This window comes from Tepidimonas charontis, assembly GCF_007556685.1.
Classification (GTDB): Bacteria; Pseudomonadota; Gammaproteobacteria; order Burkholderiales; family Burkholderiaceae_C; genus Tepidimonas; species Tepidimonas charontis.
Map to the genome: position 1 here is coordinate 1 of NZ_VJON01000033.1, position 13555 is coordinate 13555.

Below are 13555 nucleotides of genomic sequence, written 5' to 3' on the forward strand. Positions count from 1 at the left end.
CGATCCTGCTCCAGCCACCCCCAGCGCCGTCGATGACAAGACGCTCAATGCGCGGGTGGATGACATCCTCAAAGCGCGCCAAGTCAAACAGCCATGGTGTCCCGGCCCTGAGCACCCCTGGCGTCGTCTCTTCAGCGCTCCGCCCTCATGGGCTGGCCCATGGGCCAGCCCATGAGGACATACCTTCGGCGTCAAACCGGACATTTCTAACTTGCTCAGAGGGCGGACATTTCTACTTTGCCTTGACAAAGAGGTTGGCAAAGCTTGACTCGCCGGCTTTGACGCGGCGGTAAAAGCTCACCAGGCCGCCCCAGGCGGCCAGCCCCGTGACCCACAGGTAGGTGATGAGGCCATAGGCGGTGGGGTCTTTGTCGTGCATGGCTAGGATTCTGGGTTGGGAAGGTTGCACTCAAGCTGCGTCACGTAGCCCTGGGGGCCGAAGCGGTGCTCGGCGCGGCTGACCACCCACGCCTCAGGCACGCCGGGGCGAAGCCGCAGGCGCAGGCGGCACTCGGCCACAAGCCGCGCATCGCCGGGCAGCGTGAGGCTGAGCTCGCCTTGCTGTCTTGCCCCTGTGCGCAAGGCGGCCTGGGCCGCGGCCAGGGCCTTCTCACGCGAGACATGCACGTGCTTGAGCTCCGCATAGGGCGGCCGGCCCACGGTCACTTCTTGGCGCTGGCCGGCCTCGAAATCCCACCAGTAGGCCTTCACACCCCCCTTGGCAGGGGTGGAGGAGCCGTCTTCGGGCTTGCCTGATCCCGCCGGGCGTCTTGCCGAATGGCGGTATCGCCACTCGATGAGGTCGCGCGCCTTGAGCTCGATCACCGGCATGGCTTGGCCGCTGGCGGACTGGCCTGCTGCGCGGCGGGCCACGACCAGCAAGCCCCCTGCGGGCTTGACGATGGCGTCATAAAGGGCGGCCAGCCGCGTCAAGAGCGCGATGTCCGACTCGGCCGTCTGGTCGATGTGGCCCAGCGCAACGCCATCGAGCGCCGCATCGATGCGGGCCTGCATGCCGTGCTCGGCGGCGATGCGCCGGGCAAGCTCGCCAAGCGTGAGGCCGTCAAAGGAGCGGGTTTTGGGCGAGCGCAAGGGGCCTGAGAGCTCGGCGGCGCGCGCCGCCACCACAAGCGTGGCCGGCGGGCTGGACAGCTCAATCTCATCGACGAGGAAGACCCCCATCGGGATGATGCCCGTCTCCTCGTAGCCCAGGGCGACCTCCAGCCGCGCGCCGATGCCGGGAAGTTGAGCGATCGCGCCATCCTCGCCTCGGCGGTCGTCGAGCGTCAAGCGCAGCTCATCGGACTCGATGCCGGCCTCATCGACGATGGCAAGCTCCAGCAGCCGCTCGCGAATGGCTGCCGTCACATCGGCGCGTCCTGCCAGGATGCGAAAGGCCGGCCTCATCCCCACAGCCTCACGATGGACTGCACGGGCGGCTCGGGCAAATCGGGCACGAGGATGCGCGCGCCAGCGGGCAGCTTGATCGGCAGCCGCGCCAGCTGCGCATTGGCCTCCAGCACCTGGGGGGCGATGTCGGTGCGGCGCAAGACGCGCCACAGCGCCGCATCGAGCGTTTCGCCCTCCTGCGCGATGATCTCCTGGGTCATCGGCCATCCTCCCCGTAGGCTTTGAGCGTGATGCGAAAGACGATCTTCCTGGCCTGCCCGTCGTCCATGAGGACCGAGCGGGTGTCGCTGACCTGGGCGATGACCCAGCGCCCCCACACGCGCCCCAAGCCATCGGTCAGCATGAGGGGCTGGCCTTGGCCAGCGAGCTCGCGCAGCCGCTCGATAGCGCCAAGCCCGCCGCGCAAGCTCGGATAGATCGCGCCTTCGAGCTCGATTTCGGCGGCATCCGCCCCCACGAACTGCAGCGCAGGCTCGCGCCCAAGCCGATCGTGCTTGGGCCAGCGCCAGGATTGCGACAAGACCAGCTGCTCGTAAGCAGCCGTCTCCAGCGCAAAGGGAAATCCGCCCAGCGTCATCATCGTCTGCGGCATGAGGCTGCCCCATCAGTCGTACAGCGCCCCAAGGCGGCGCGATTGATCCTTCAGCGCGCTTCTTACCCGCTCATCGACCAGCCGGGCCATCTCGCGCGCATCCGCGCCGGCCGGCGCATGGATCGTGATGGGGGCGGAGTACGTTGCCTGCACGCTTGAGGCGCGCGCCACGGGCTGCGCGGCAGGCATGCCGGCACGCATGGCCTGGGCAGGCTGCGCGGGCGCGCCTGCGCGACCGCCCATGAGCCGGCCCACGCCTGCTTGGGCCTGGTCCTTGAGCCACGACAGCGCCGCTGCTGGCTGCAGGCTGGCAAGGCCCGCGGCCTTGGTCTTGAGCCAGTCGATGCCCTGCGCGACCTTGGCCATTCCTGCGCCCAGCAGCTCGATGAGGGCGCAGACAGCTCTGAGCGGCGCGGTGATGGCTTCAAGCGCCCAGCCCAGCGTCTTGCCGATGGCCTGCCCGACCGAATGCCCGCTGGCGGAGAGCGCCTGCAGCTCCTGCGAGGTCGCCCTGACGGGGCTGATGAGCTCGCCGATGAAGCGCCAAGCCCCCGAGAAGGCCTCAGCCACCGAGCCGAAGACCCAGGCGATGCCGCGGCCGAGGGGCTCCAAGGGCGCTAGCGCCTGCGCGATGCCCTGCGCGGCAGGCGCAATGCCCTCCTGGATCCCCTGCCAGAATCCTCCGATCCAGGCGGCAAGCGGCTGCCAGTATCGGCGGATCGCAAGCGCCAGGCCGGCGACGGCTGCGCCGATGCCCGCCACGATCCAGGTGATCGGGTTGGCGAGCAGAGCTGCTGCTGTCGCTTTGGCCGCCGGCAGCATGGCCCAGAAGGCCAGCGCCGCTGACTTGACCGGGGCGATCAGCCCGAGGGCGCCCGTCTGAATGCGGCTCCAGACCAGCGACAGAAGGCCAGCGCTTGACCCCGTGGCGATGGCCTGCGCCTGCAGCAGCGCCAGTCCAGCACGCACCGATTGGAATGCGGTATTGGCCGCCAGGATCGGCCCCTTGACGAACGTCCAGGCATAGCCCAGCGCGATCGTGGCGATCTTGAGCCCCGCCACGGCGGCGGTTGCGCCCACGACGACCTGCGTGACCAGCGGAAAGCGCTCAGCCAGCGCCGCCAGGCCCTCGATGGGCTTGGAGATGGCCCCAAGCAGGGCGTTGAAAGCCGGCAGCAGCGCATTGCCCACCGTGATGGCCAGCCGGCTCATCTGGTTCTTCAAGAGCTGCAGGTGGTTGGCGGCGGTGGCGGCTCTGGCCTCGTACTCGCGCTGCATCGAGCCGGCGTAGGCTGCCTCATCCGCGACCAGCCCCAGCGCCTGGCGGTAGAGGTCAAGCGAGCCCACGAGCTTGGCGATGTCATCCGCATACTCCGCGCCAAAGAGGTCGGACAAAGCCCCCATGACGTCGGGCGCGCGCGCCACATGCTCAAGGAAGGTGATGAGCGCCCCTTGCGCATCGCGCCGGATCATCTCCTTCATGACGCCTGCCGACAGACCAATGCCTTCGAGCGCCTCCTGAAACTTGCTCCCCTGCTTGTCGGCGGTGGCGAGCTTCAAGAGCAGCGCGTTGATGCCGGTGGCGGCCACCTCCGGCGGGGTCTTCAGCGCCAGGAACGTGGCTCCAAGCGCCCCAAGCTGCGCGCCCGTGAGCCCAAAGAGCTTGGCGGTGGAGCCGCTGCGGTTGGCCACATTGAGCAGCCCGGCAGCGGTGGCGTCCATGTTGTTGGAGAGGTGGTTGAAGGCGTCTCCGAGCCGCACCACCTCATCTTGCGCAAGCGCAAAGATCGAGCGCAGCCCCGTCATCGCGGCTCCGGCTTGCTCGCCTGTGAGGTCAAAGGCCACGCCCATCTTGGCGGCGTCTTCGGCAAAGCGCACGAGCTCCTCGCGCGCGATGCCGGCTTGGCCTGCGGCGGCCACGATCTGGCCGATGCCCTCAGCGGCCATCGGGATGCGGGTGGACAGCTGCAGGATGTCCTTGGACATCTGCGCGAACTGCGCAGGCGTCTCGAAGTCGACCACCTTCCTGACGTCGGCCATCACCGACTCAAACGCCACCGCAGGCTTGATGAGCCCATAGAGCGAGGCCCCTAGGGCGGCTGCGTCCATGAGCTGGGCGCGGTAGGCGCTGCGCTGCTCGAGGTTGGCCTGCTGCGCGGCCTGCGCCTGGGCCAGCGCCTGGGTTTTGGCTTTGACGGCCTCAAGCGCCTGGCCCAACTTGACCTTCTCGGCGGCAAGCCGCCCCGTGGCGATGCCTGCCTTCTCAAGCGCGGCCTGCTCTTCGGCGATGGCGGCTTTCAGCTGCCCGAAGGCCTCCTTGGCGCGGCCCGCCTGGGCGATGAGCCGCTCAAGCTGGCGGGCATGGCGCGCTTCGGCCTGAGCCTCTCTTTCGGCCAGCCGCGCCTGGGCGGCTTCGAGCTGGCGCATGAGGCGCAGGCGGCGAGACTCAGGCAGGCTCGCATCCGAGAGCTTTGCTTGCAGCGCCTCAACGCGCTGGCGCGCCGCCAGCACCCCCTTGGGGGTGAGCGCCCCGGAGGCCTTGTCGGCCTGAAAGCGCGCTACCTCCTGCTGCGCCCGTCGCCAGGCTTGCCCGGCTTCGGCCGCCTGCGCGCGCAGGGCCTCCAGCCTGGCGATGCCCGCAGACTTGCCCTCAAGCCTGGCCAGCGCTGCGCCCAGGCGGCCTAGCTGCCCCTCAGCCGAGCGCAGCGCCGCCCCAAGGCTGGAGGACAGCACCGCGCCGATCTCGACCGACAGCGGAAAGGTTGCGCTTGTCATGCCTGCCCTTCAGGATGGGAGAGCCTGCGCGCGGTCAGAAGCGCCTGCAGGAAGTCATCGATCTCCATCGCGACAATCTCCGAGCGCGGCCAGTGGGTGTACAGAGCCAGTTCCACCACGAGCTCAGCAAGCCCCTCGCTTACGACAAAAAACCCGAAAGCGCCCGCTGGATCGCCGCGTAGTCCTTCAGGTCCAGCTTCAGGATCGCCTCCGGCGGCAGCTCCGCGAGGTTGGCAATGAGCCGCACCTCGCGCTCGGCATCCGAAAGGTTGAGCTTGGCCACCAGCAGGTGGTCGCCCACCGTGGGGCGGCGCAGGCCCACTTCCGCAATGCGCAAGCCCTCATGCTCGATGGGGTAGGTCAGGGGGATGCGCTCCATCGCTTAGACTCCAATGGCCTGCCGGATGCGCGCCATCTGATCGACGCCGCCCACCTTGCGCACGAGGTTGATCGCGTCGATCTCGATGAGCTCCTCGCCGTCGATCGCAAGCTTGTAGTAGGAGGCGGCCACCGAGAGCTTGACGGTGCTTTTGTCGCCCATCTTCCAGCTCGAGGGCTCGATGGCCTTGAGGCCGCCGCGCAGGTTGACCACCACGGGCTTGGCCGCTTCGCCTTGCGCTTGGATCGCGCCTCTGAGCGTGATCGGCGTGGCTTGAACATCCAGCAGGCCAAAGAGCTTGAAGACCTGCGGGTCGTAGTCTGAAAGGGTGAGCTCCGCCTCGAGCTTGTCCATGCCGAGATCGATTTCGATGGGCGCATCCATCCCGCCGGCTCTGTGCTCCTCGGTCTTCAAGGCGAGCTTGGGCAGCTGGATTTCGTCGACGCGGCCGGCAAAGCCCCGCCCGTCGACGAAGAGATTCATGTTCTTCAGAACCTTGGGCAGCTGGATCATCGGAAGACCTCCACGATGTAGTCTGTGACAAGATGCGAGCGGAAGGTGATGCGCTCGGCGGGGTAAGGCGCGGTGAATTCGAAGTCGAAATAGACCTTGCCTTGGGCGATCTGATCCGGCGTGTTGAGCTCTTCATCCGCCCAGCAGCGCCCGCCCAGGATCGCGCCCTTGGCCTTGAGGTGGCGCAGATAGGCGTTGACGCCTTCGAGCACGTCTTCGACGTAGGTCTTGGTGATGTTGCGATCTACCGCCCACAGGTGGGCCTGCAGGATCGACTCGTTGATCATGTCGGCGGTGCGCCGCACCGAGAGAAACGCCCACTTGGGGTCGGACGAACAGGTGCGGTTGCCCCATAGCCGGTAGCCGTCTTCCTGGATGATGGTGGCGACTTCCTGCTCGTTGAGCAGGTTGGCGCGGGCATTGGGGTCGCCCAGCGCGAAGTCGATGGGACGCGCCGTGCCGATGACGCCGTGGAGGATGTTGTTCGAGGGGCTCCACCAGAATCCACGGTCGTTGTCGAGCTTGGCGATCAAGCCTGCTACGCGGGCCGAGGCAGGTTCGACCGCTATCTGTTCGCCCTTCATGACCTTGACCCAGGGGTCGACGACATAGACGCGCGGGCTGCCCCAGTCTTGGCGGTAGGCAATGGCGTCCTGATCGTTCGTGTTGGGACCGTCGGCGATGATGACAGCGCGCAGCCGCTCGGCGATCGCCAGCATCTCTGCCACCACCGGATTGGCCAGCTTGCCGTCGGGGTCGTCCGGGTCGGCAGGCTTTTGGTGCGTGAAGCCCGGCGCGATGAGAAGGCGCGGCGTGGCCTTCACCACCGACTGGGCCGCCAGGAAGGCGTGCAGGCCGCGGTATTGCCCCGTGGCGGCGTCCACCCCGCCGAGGACGTTGGCAAGCGTGGCGGCTTCGGTTGCGCCTTGCGCGACGCGCACGACGACCACCACCGCGCCGGCCTGATCGAAGATGCCATCGATGGCTGCCGGCAGCGTGCCGGCAGCGCCGAGCTTAGCCGCCTCGCGGCGGCTGCCGGCAATCAGCACGGGGGTGTCAAGCGGAAAGGCGCTCTCATCGGCCTCGGGCGCGGTGCCGATGAGGCCGATCACCGAGGAGCGAACGGTGCGGATGGGGCGCAGGCCGTCGTCGATCTCGACGACCTCCACGCCATGCAGGAAGGTCTCGGACATGGGAGGGTCTCCTCAAGAAACGCAAAAGGCCGCTGGCGCGGCCTGGGATGGGCAAGCCGTGAATGGTCAGCCTGCTCCGCGCTGCTGGCGGGCGGCCACATCGAAGGGATGATCCGAGCGGCCAAAGGCGGAGCCGCCAAAAAGCCGCACGGCGCGGTGGATCACCCAGCGCTGCCAGGCAGGACACCCGAGCACCGCCATCGCTTCGGCAAAGATGTCATCCGCCCGGCGTCTTGCGGCCTCATCGCCCGCCGGCCCCAAGGCGTAGAGCCAGTCGTGCAAGATGGCGGCCTTGGCGTAGCGGCCTTGCGGCGGGAAGATCGGCCAGAAGATGCGCGGCACCGAGGCCAGGTCGGTTTCGAACCCTTTGGGCACGCGGATGACGTCTGTGGAGGGGTATTCGCCGACGTGGTACTCGAAGGGCTCCACGAGCCGCCAGCGGTTTGGCCCCACGATCTCCAGGATCGCGGGGGTGGTGAAGCTGCTCACGAGAGCACCTCAGCCGCGCGGCCCTGGCCAATGAGCCCCAGCGTCTCCAGCGCCTCAACGCCCGCTCGCGTGCGGGGATCGGCGAGATCGATCTCGCTGGCGAGCTTCATCTTGTCCATCAAGACCTCCACCCGCACATCCGTCTTGGCCGCCGCGTAGATGGCAGCCAGCTCCTCGTCGGTGAAGCGCTCCATAAAGGCGAGCTTCGTGATGGGGCGCGGGGTCGGCTTGGCCGGCTCGGCGGCCGCCTCGACCGACTGGGCGGCCTGCTCGGCCAGGATCGAGAGCACCTCCTCGTCGGTCTTGCCGGGGAAGTTGTCGACCAGCTTGCCATCGACCACCGAGAAGCGCTCGCCAAGCTCCTTGCCCTTGCTGACCTTGAAGCTGAAGTAGCCGTCATTGGGATCGCTCGTCTTGCCGACAAAGCGCCCGCTCTCATCGAAATGCAGATACAACATCGCTTCCACCCCCTCCATCACTTGAACCGATCCAGCGGCAGGATCTTGTTGACGAACTGAGCCTGATACATCGTGCCGTCCTCGCGCTGCGGATAGGCCCCGACGACCGTGCGCATCGTGGTGTCGCTGCCGGTCTCGGCGAGCGTCGAGAAGCGCGGATCGAGGAACCACAGATGCGCCTGGGCGCCGTTCTTGTCGTGGCCCCGGCAGATGGCAAAGGCGCTGCCGCCTACCGGCGCAATCGAAAAGCCATAGCTGCTGTCGTTGTACAGAAACCCCCGGCAACCCAGCGCCGTGTTGTTGACCGAATCGGTCGGCAGGAAGCGCCCCACCGCACCGCTCAGGTAGTAGTGGTGGTGGGTGTAGACCGCCATCACGCTCTGGTCGTCCGACAACATGAAGCGCGTAGCGTAATACGCGTCCGTGCTCAGCCCGTAGTGCGCGCCGCTCGTGGCGCTTTGCACGTACTGACTGAGTGTCAGCGTGCCAGTGGCGCTCATCACAGAAGACGTGACGCGAAACACCCGCAGGCCCTGGGCGCCGGACGTGCTGTTGCTGGTGTCGGTGACCACGATCCACAGCGTGCCGTCGTCGCACAGGCACAGCCGGTGCGCGTAGCGGTCGTTCTCCGTGCCGGTGTAGGACAGACCGTTGAGCGTGATGTCCACGAACCGATAGCCCGACATCGACGCCTGGAAAGCCGCCAGGAGCTCGGCATAGGTCGTGTGTGCGCGGATGCCCGGCCCGATGGGGAACAGGTGCAGCCGGTAGTTCGCCCCGCTCGTGCCCGTGCGCAGCAGCAGCGCATAGACGCCAATCCGTGCGTTGTAGCAGGCCATGCCAAAGTTGGTCGCCACTTGTCCCGTGGCCGCCTGAAAGCCGGTCAGCTGCGTCACATCCACGCGCGGGAATGCGGTGTTGCTGACGTGCGCCGCCCAGGTGGCACCAATCGGATACACCCCGACCGTGGTGTTCAGCGTGATCAGCTCGAAGTTCTGCAGCTCGATGGCCGGCAGGATCACCGGGGTCGAATAGCGCAGCACGTTGGCCGCGTCAGTGCCGTCGATGTAGCCGAACTCCGTCACCGACGAATACCAGTTGTTGCAGGTGCCGGTGTTGGTAAAGCCCGTGATGCCCCAATAGCCGCTCGACGGCGACCACGACGATGAGGTTGACCCCGAGGTGGTATTGCCGACCAATGGATAGTGGCTTGTGGCCTCGTCAGTGTTTCGGCCCCATGAGCGGCTGCGGCTGTTGTTCTGTGAGCCCAGCGGCGTGTATTCCAGATAGTTGACCGTGTCAGTCGGCCCATAGACCGCGCGCCATTGCGAGGTTGCGCTGCTGTTTTGGGTCACATACTCCCACAGCGGGCGGGCGCTGTAAGCCTCACGCTCCCAGATGCGTTGCGGCTGGGTAGCCGTCATCAAATTGCGTCCCATGTCCTACCCCCTATCAGGCAATTTCCTCAATACCCCAGACCGCCACATTGACCGCGCCGGTGTCCGAGCGGGCAAAGAGCTTTTGCCCAGCGGAAAGCACAATGCCGGTGCGCTCCAGCACCCCGGACGGATCAAGCGCCGCGTCCCACTCGATCCACTGGGCGTCCGCTGGCGTCGCATCGGCGGAGACCGCCAGACGCACGCGGGCCGATGACGCGCCCACGTTGCAGCAGTTGATGTTGATCGTGGCGCGGCGCTGGGTGGGCACGGTGTAGACCGCCACCGTCTGCGCCGCCGCCGGGCGGGAAGAAGCAAGCAGGCTCATGGATCACTCCTTTCTCAAAGCTGGGCGTAGAAGAAAGCGCGCGCGCCGAAGGTGAATTGCTGCGTCACCGAGTTCGCCGCCGCCGCGATGTCGGCCAGCATCGCGTCCTTGGCGGCGTTCGCTTGCGCGATCACCGCGTCGCGGTTGTTGTTGGCCGCTGTGATGGCGGCGTTGGACGCCGTGTTGACGGCGGCAATGGCCGCATCCTTGGTCGAATTGATGCTGGCCTCAGCCGCGTTCTTCGTAGTCGTGACGCTGGCTTCGGCTGCGTTCTTGGTCGAGTTGATGCTGGCCTCAGCCGCGTTCTTGGTCGATGTGATGTTGGCAATCGCCGCCGACTTGACCTGATCGGCGTGCTCGGTGATCTCCTCGATCTTGATGTCGCCCATCTCCTCGACTTCCAGCACCGTGGCGCGGCCGCCGATGCGGTCGATTGCGGTGCCGAGATAGGCCAGTTCCTCTGGCGTGGCCGTGGCTGCGCCGTTGATGATCTTCTGCTTGATCGCCTGCACGGCGTCGCGCAGCAAGGGGTCTCGTGCCATGACTGATCTCCTCAGAAATCCATGTGGTGAAAGAGGCGCAGCCGCTGTCGGCGCTGCCACTCAAGCATCTGCGCATCGCTTTGCTGCCGCGCTGTGGCGTGGGCGTGGATGAGCCCATCGACCTGCTCAAAGGCCAGCCGGATGCGCCCGACGTCCTCCTCCAAGAGGTTCTCAGGGTGCGGCAGCGGCAAGCCGTAGTGCTGGGTGCGCTCATCGATCATGGCCGCCTCCGTCAGACGATCACCGCGCGCAAGGCTCGCACCGCCGCGCGATGGGCTGCGGAGTTCGCGATCTCCAGCCGCACGCGCGTGGTCTTGTCCGCCCCCACGCCCGAGAGCGAAGCCGCCGACCACTCGATCTCCACCCAGCCATCGCCGATGGGCTCAGCCTTGACCACCGGAAGGCTCGCAAACTGCCCGGCGGTGCCCGACTCGGCTTTCGCCGTGACGCTGCTTGATCCCGGCGCGAACACCTCGGCGATCACCCGCGCCTTGAAGCTGGCCGCCGCCGGAATCGCGCGCGAGACGTAGGTCGCGTTGGCGGCCAGCGTCCCCGCGACGAGCTGCCAGCCGGGATAGACCACGGGCGTGGCGGTTGCCGTGCCGGTGATGTCCAGCGCCACGTCCACCTTGCCCGTGTAGGGGGCCTCCAGCCGGATCGTCGTGTTGGGCGGGGCGGTGAGCACCCGGCCGCCTTCGAGGGTCACGCGCGCCACCGCCGCGCAGCCGGTGGCCGGCAGCTCCACCGCCCCGAGCACCATCAGGTCGGTGGCATCGGTGACCTGGACTTGAGTGGCCAGCGTCACCGCGCGGCTGCTCTGCGTGGTCTGCACACCCAGCAGCCGGAAGGCCAAGTCTTTGTCCTGATGCGCCGTCCAGGTGCTGGCATTGGAGCTGGAGAGCAGCACCCCGACCTGATACGGCTGCGCAGTCACCCAGCGGCCGTTGGCGCTGTCCCACTTGCCCAGCTCCGCAATCGCCACCGCGCAGTCCGCATCGTCGGTCAGCACCACCAGCGCATACTCCACGCCGCCCTCCAGCCGCGCGGGGCGGTCAAAGACGATGCGGGTCGTCCCTGTCGTCTGAATCGCCGAGGCTTCGATGCGCCCTTCGGTCAGCACCGCGCGAGAAGGCATGCCGGCGATGGTTTCGCGGATCTGCACCGTCACCGCGCGGCTGCCGCGCACCGTGAACCACAGCTCCACCGCCGCGACCTGCTGCGCGGAGGGCAAGGTGAAGGTCTGCGCCAGCGGGTCCCAGCCCCACCACACGGGCGGCGGAGGTGGCGGCGGCGGGTCCCAGCGCCAGGTGTCGGTGCGGATGCGCTCGCGCTGCGTGACCGTCACCAGCACCCCGCGGCCCTCGAAGTTGGCCTGCCCGCGCGAGCCGCCAGAACCCTCGATCTCGAAGCGCTTGACGCCAGAGGGCACGCCCGAGGGGATCGTAAACGTGGTCTGCACCACCCCCTGGGCATCGGCCTTGAGGCCCGTGGGCACGGCAAGCGCGATGCCATCGAAGCGCATCGCCGACACGCTCTCGTTCGGCCCAAAGCCCGCGGCCCGCACCGCCACTGTGATCGGCCGCAGGGTCGGAATCGCAGTTTCAGTGCGCGAGACCGTCTCCACGCTTCGGCTCGTGCTGCTGGAAGCCAGCGACCCCGAGCCCCACACGAAGCTTTCGGTCACCGCTGCCGCCCACTGGGTCGCGGTCTCCTGCCAGTAATCCGCCGCCGGCGTGAGCGTCACCTGCGCCGGCGCGACTTCCGCCGCCTGATACGGGTTGACCTTCATGGTGCCGGTGCGCGCGGTCTGCTCCAGCACCGCGCGGTAGGCGTGCGGCAGGGTCTGGATCGCCGTCAGATACGGCCCCAAGGGGGTCGCCGCGATCGGGGCCATGAGCTGCCCAAGCACGCAGACGGCGTTTTGCGACGCGCCCGCGTCTCTCAGGTCGTCATCGCGGAACGGATCGGCAAAGACCCCTTTCTTGGCCGCCGGCTCGCGCAAGGTGATGTCGTTGGACAGCCGCTCGCGGGCCACGAGATCGAAGAGCCGGCCGATGTCCGAGCGCATGGCCTCAAGCTCGGCCGTGGGCACCGCGCGCACGCCGGAGGCCAGCACCCGCACCGGGCTCGTGTTGCGCCACGTGAAAGCGAGATCGCACAGGCGCAAGAGATCCGGCGGCACCGATGGGGCCACAGGGCTGCGCTCGACCGACACCCCCTTGATGCGCTGGATCAGCCCATCGCGGGAGAGGCACAGCGCATCCATGCGCGGCATCCTCCACTCGTAGTCGGTCTGCACCAAGGTGCCCGCCACCAGCCCCTCGACGGTGAAGCCCTCCTCGTCGATCTCGGTGGGGGTAAGCTGCGCGATGTAGTCGTAGGTGACGGTGTAGCTGGAGCCCGGGGCGGGCTCTGCGCCGGCCGGCGACCAGTTGAGCGCGTTGCCCGCCACCGTGTAGTCGCTTCCAGCCTGATAGACGGTTGCGCCCTGCTTGACCTCCAGCACCTGCACCACCGCCGCATCGGGCAGGGTGTCGGTGGCCCCCGAGAAGACGCCGTGGGCCACCGTGACGGTCTTCCTCTTGGTGCCCTGCACCCGCACCACGCGCGCAATGGGCGCATAGCCCGTGGTCACGCGCATCTTGCCCTGCGCGTCGGGCGTGAAGACGCGCGGCTCGGCCAAGACGGTGGCCAGATCGGGATCGAAATCCAGGACGAGCCGCTCATCGTGCGCGCGCTCGACCTTGTAGCCCAGGACATTGGCGGTGCCGGCCTTGACCTGAAAGACGAGCTTGCCATCCGAGCGGCGCTCAAGGAAGCGGGTCTCGAATCCATCGACGATGTAGTGCCCGTTGGCCTCGAAGTCGTAGCGGGCCACGACTTGCGTCACGCCATCGAAGGCCGGCGGGCGTTCCTTGTTCTGCAGCACGCCCTCGATCACCGTGGCGATGGGGTAGAACTCGCCTGTTTGCCCATCAGATGCAGCATCCCCAACCCAGCCCCAGACGACGGTTTCTTCCAGGCGGCCTGCGCCGGGCTCCTGATAGTTGCGCGTGCCCACCGCCGGGTCGCGCAAGGACGGGTCGTCAAGCTCGGTGATGGTGCGGCGGCGCAGCCGCGCGCCAATCGTCACGCGCCCCGTGGTGGGCAGCGCAAAGGTCGCAGCCGGCACCTCATGCACTGAGCCGGCGAGATAGAGGCGCGCGGCGGCGCAGGTGGTCTGGCCCGTCTGCGGGTCGATCAAGATCGCGCCGCCTTCGATGAGGTCGCCGTCCTTGAGCACGGCGTCAGCGATCGACTTGACGCGGTGCTTCAAGATGGCTTGCAGCTCGTTCAATTCGGCCGACTGCAGCCCGTCGCCCGCGCGAAACAGAAGCTCCGTGTAGCGCTTGGCGGGATCGAAGCGGTTGTAGTAGCGCTCAAGCATCTTGCCTGCTCCT

Annotated in this window: 15 protein-coding genes; all 15 read right to left on the reverse strand. The window is 67.4% G+C overall.

What is annotated here, in order from left to right:
• Positions 1-232 precede the first annotated feature (232 nt).
• Complete coding sequence (locus Tchar_RS13750) at positions 233-379, reverse strand: hypothetical protein (protein ID WP_161595494.1); 147 nt, start codon at positions 377-379, stop codon at positions 233-235.
• Positions 380-381: 2 nt separating this feature from the next.
• The gene (locus tag Tchar_RS09520; protein ID WP_132962059.1) at positions 382-1407 is read right to left on the reverse strand and encodes a phage late control D family protein; all 1026 of its coding nucleotides are present in this window, start codon (positions 1405-1407) and stop codon (positions 382-384) included.
• Entirely contained in the window at positions 1404-1610 is a 207-nt protein-coding gene (locus tag Tchar_RS09525) for a tail protein X (RefSeq protein ID WP_144328825.1), read from the reverse strand. The genes Tchar_RS09520 and Tchar_RS09525 overlap by 4 nt, the downstream gene beginning before the upstream one ends.
• The gene (locus tag Tchar_RS09530) at positions 1607-2002 is read right to left on the reverse strand and encodes a phage tail protein (RefSeq protein ID WP_132962061.1); all 396 of its coding nucleotides are present in this window, start codon (positions 2000-2002) and stop codon (positions 1607-1609) included. Before Tchar_RS09530 ends, Tchar_RS09525 begins: the two co-directional genes overlap by 4 nt.
• A gap of 12 nt (positions 2003-2014) precedes the next feature.
• Positions 2015-4777, reverse strand: coding sequence for a phage tail tape measure protein (locus tag Tchar_RS09535; RefSeq protein WP_144328826.1), 2763 nt, complete (start codon positions 4775-4777; stop codon positions 2015-2017).
• A gap of 139 nt (positions 4778-4916) precedes the next feature.
• Positions 4917-5156, reverse strand: coding sequence for a phage tail assembly protein (locus Tchar_RS09540; RefSeq protein WP_132962063.1), 240 nt, complete (start codon positions 5154-5156; stop codon positions 4917-4919).
• Between the two features lie 3 nt (positions 5157-5159).
• Entirely contained in the window at positions 5160-5669 is a 510-nt protein-coding gene (locus tag Tchar_RS09545; protein ID WP_132962064.1) for a phage major tail tube protein, read from the reverse strand.
• Entirely contained in the window at positions 5666-6862 is a 1197-nt protein-coding gene (locus Tchar_RS09550) for a phage tail sheath C-terminal domain-containing protein (RefSeq protein WP_144328827.1), read from the reverse strand. Before Tchar_RS09550 ends, Tchar_RS09545 begins: the two co-directional genes overlap by 4 nt.
• A 66-nt stretch (positions 6863-6928) precedes the next feature.
• Entirely contained in the window at positions 6929-7351 is a 423-nt protein-coding gene (locus Tchar_RS09555) for a DUF1353 domain-containing protein (RefSeq protein ID WP_132962066.1), read from the reverse strand.
• Positions 7348-7827 carry a hypothetical protein gene (locus tag Tchar_RS09560; RefSeq protein ID WP_161595495.1) on the reverse strand — a complete coding sequence of 160 codons (480 nt, stop codon included), beginning with the start codon at positions 7825-7827 and terminating at the stop codon, positions 7348-7350. Before Tchar_RS09560 ends, Tchar_RS09555 begins: the two co-directional genes overlap by 4 nt.
• Positions 7827-9248, reverse strand: a complete 1422-nt coding sequence (locus Tchar_RS09565) for a hypothetical protein (RefSeq protein ID WP_144328829.1) — start codon at positions 9246-9248, stop codon at positions 7827-7829. Before Tchar_RS09565 ends, Tchar_RS09560 begins: the two co-directional genes overlap by 1 nt.
• A 13-nt stretch (positions 9249-9261) precedes the next feature.
• A complete protein-coding gene (locus Tchar_RS09570) occupies positions 9262-9573 on the reverse strand; it encodes a hypothetical protein (protein ID WP_144328830.1) in 312 nt (103 codons plus the stop codon).
• A gap of 14 nt (positions 9574-9587) precedes the next feature.
• Positions 9588-10100 (reverse strand): hypothetical protein, encoded by a 513-nt coding sequence (locus Tchar_RS09575; RefSeq protein WP_144328831.1) that lies wholly within the window; start codon positions 10098-10100, stop codon positions 9588-9590.
• Positions 10101-10126: 26 nt separating this feature from the next.
• Complete coding sequence (locus Tchar_RS09580; RefSeq protein WP_132962071.1) at positions 10127-10336, reverse strand: hypothetical protein; 210 nt, start codon at positions 10334-10336, stop codon at positions 10127-10129.
• An 11-nt stretch (positions 10337-10347) separates the two neighbouring features.
• Positions 10348-13542, reverse strand: coding sequence for a DUF4815 domain-containing protein (locus Tchar_RS09585; RefSeq protein WP_144328832.1), 3195 nt, complete (start codon positions 13540-13542; stop codon positions 10348-10350).
• Between the last annotated feature and the right edge of the window lie 13 nt (positions 13543-13555).

Bases quoted from the DNA above. Each gene is read 5' to 3' on its own strand.
- Tchar_RS09525 (WP_144328825.1), bottom strand. From the start codon at position 1,610: ATGACCCAGGAGATCATCGCGCAGGAGGGCGAAACGCTCGATGCGGCG.
- Tchar_RS09545 (WP_132962064.1), bottom strand. From the start codon at position 5,669: ATGATCCAGCTGCCCAAGGTTCTGAAGAACATGAATCTCTTCGTCGAC.
- Tchar_RS09535 (WP_144328826.1), bottom strand. From the start codon at position 4,777: ATGACAAGCGCAACCTTTCCGCTGTCGGTCGAGATCGGCGCGGTGCTG.
- Tchar_RS09520 (WP_132962059.1), bottom strand. From the start codon at position 1,407: ATGAGGCCGGCCTTTCGCATCCTGGCAGGACGCGCCGATGTGACGGCA.
- Tchar_RS09540 (WP_132962063.1), bottom strand. From the start codon at position 5,156: ATGGAGCGCATCCCCCTGACCTACCCCATCGAGCATGAGGGCTTGCGC.
- Tchar_RS09530 (WP_132962061.1), bottom strand. From the start codon at position 2,002: ATGCCGCAGACGATGATGACGCTGGGCGGATTTCCCTTTGCGCTGGAG.
- Tchar_RS09565 (WP_144328829.1), bottom strand. From the start codon at position 9,248: ATGGGACGCAATTTGATGACGGCTACCCAGCCGCAACGCATCTGGGAG.
- Tchar_RS09550 (WP_144328827.1), bottom strand. From the start codon at position 6,862: ATGTCCGAGACCTTCCTGCATGGCGTGGAGGTCGTCGAGATCGACGAC.
- Tchar_RS13750 (WP_161595494.1), bottom strand. From the start codon at position 379: ATGCACGACAAAGACCCCACCGCCTATGGCCTCATCACCTACCTGTGG.
- Tchar_RS09585 (WP_144328832.1), bottom strand. From the start codon at position 13,542: ATGCTTGAGCGCTACTACAACCGCTTCGATCCCGCCAAGCGCTACACG.
- Tchar_RS09580 (WP_132962071.1), bottom strand. From the start codon at position 10,336: ATGATCGATGAGCGCACCCAGCACTACGGCTTGCCGCTGCCGCACCCT.
- Tchar_RS09570 (WP_144328830.1), bottom strand. From the start codon at position 9,573: ATGAGCCTGCTTGCTTCTTCCCGCCCGGCGGCGGCGCAGACGGTGGCG.
- Tchar_RS09560 (WP_161595495.1), bottom strand. From the start codon at position 7,827: ATGGAGGGGGTGGAAGCGATGTTGTATCTGCATTTCGATGAGAGCGGG.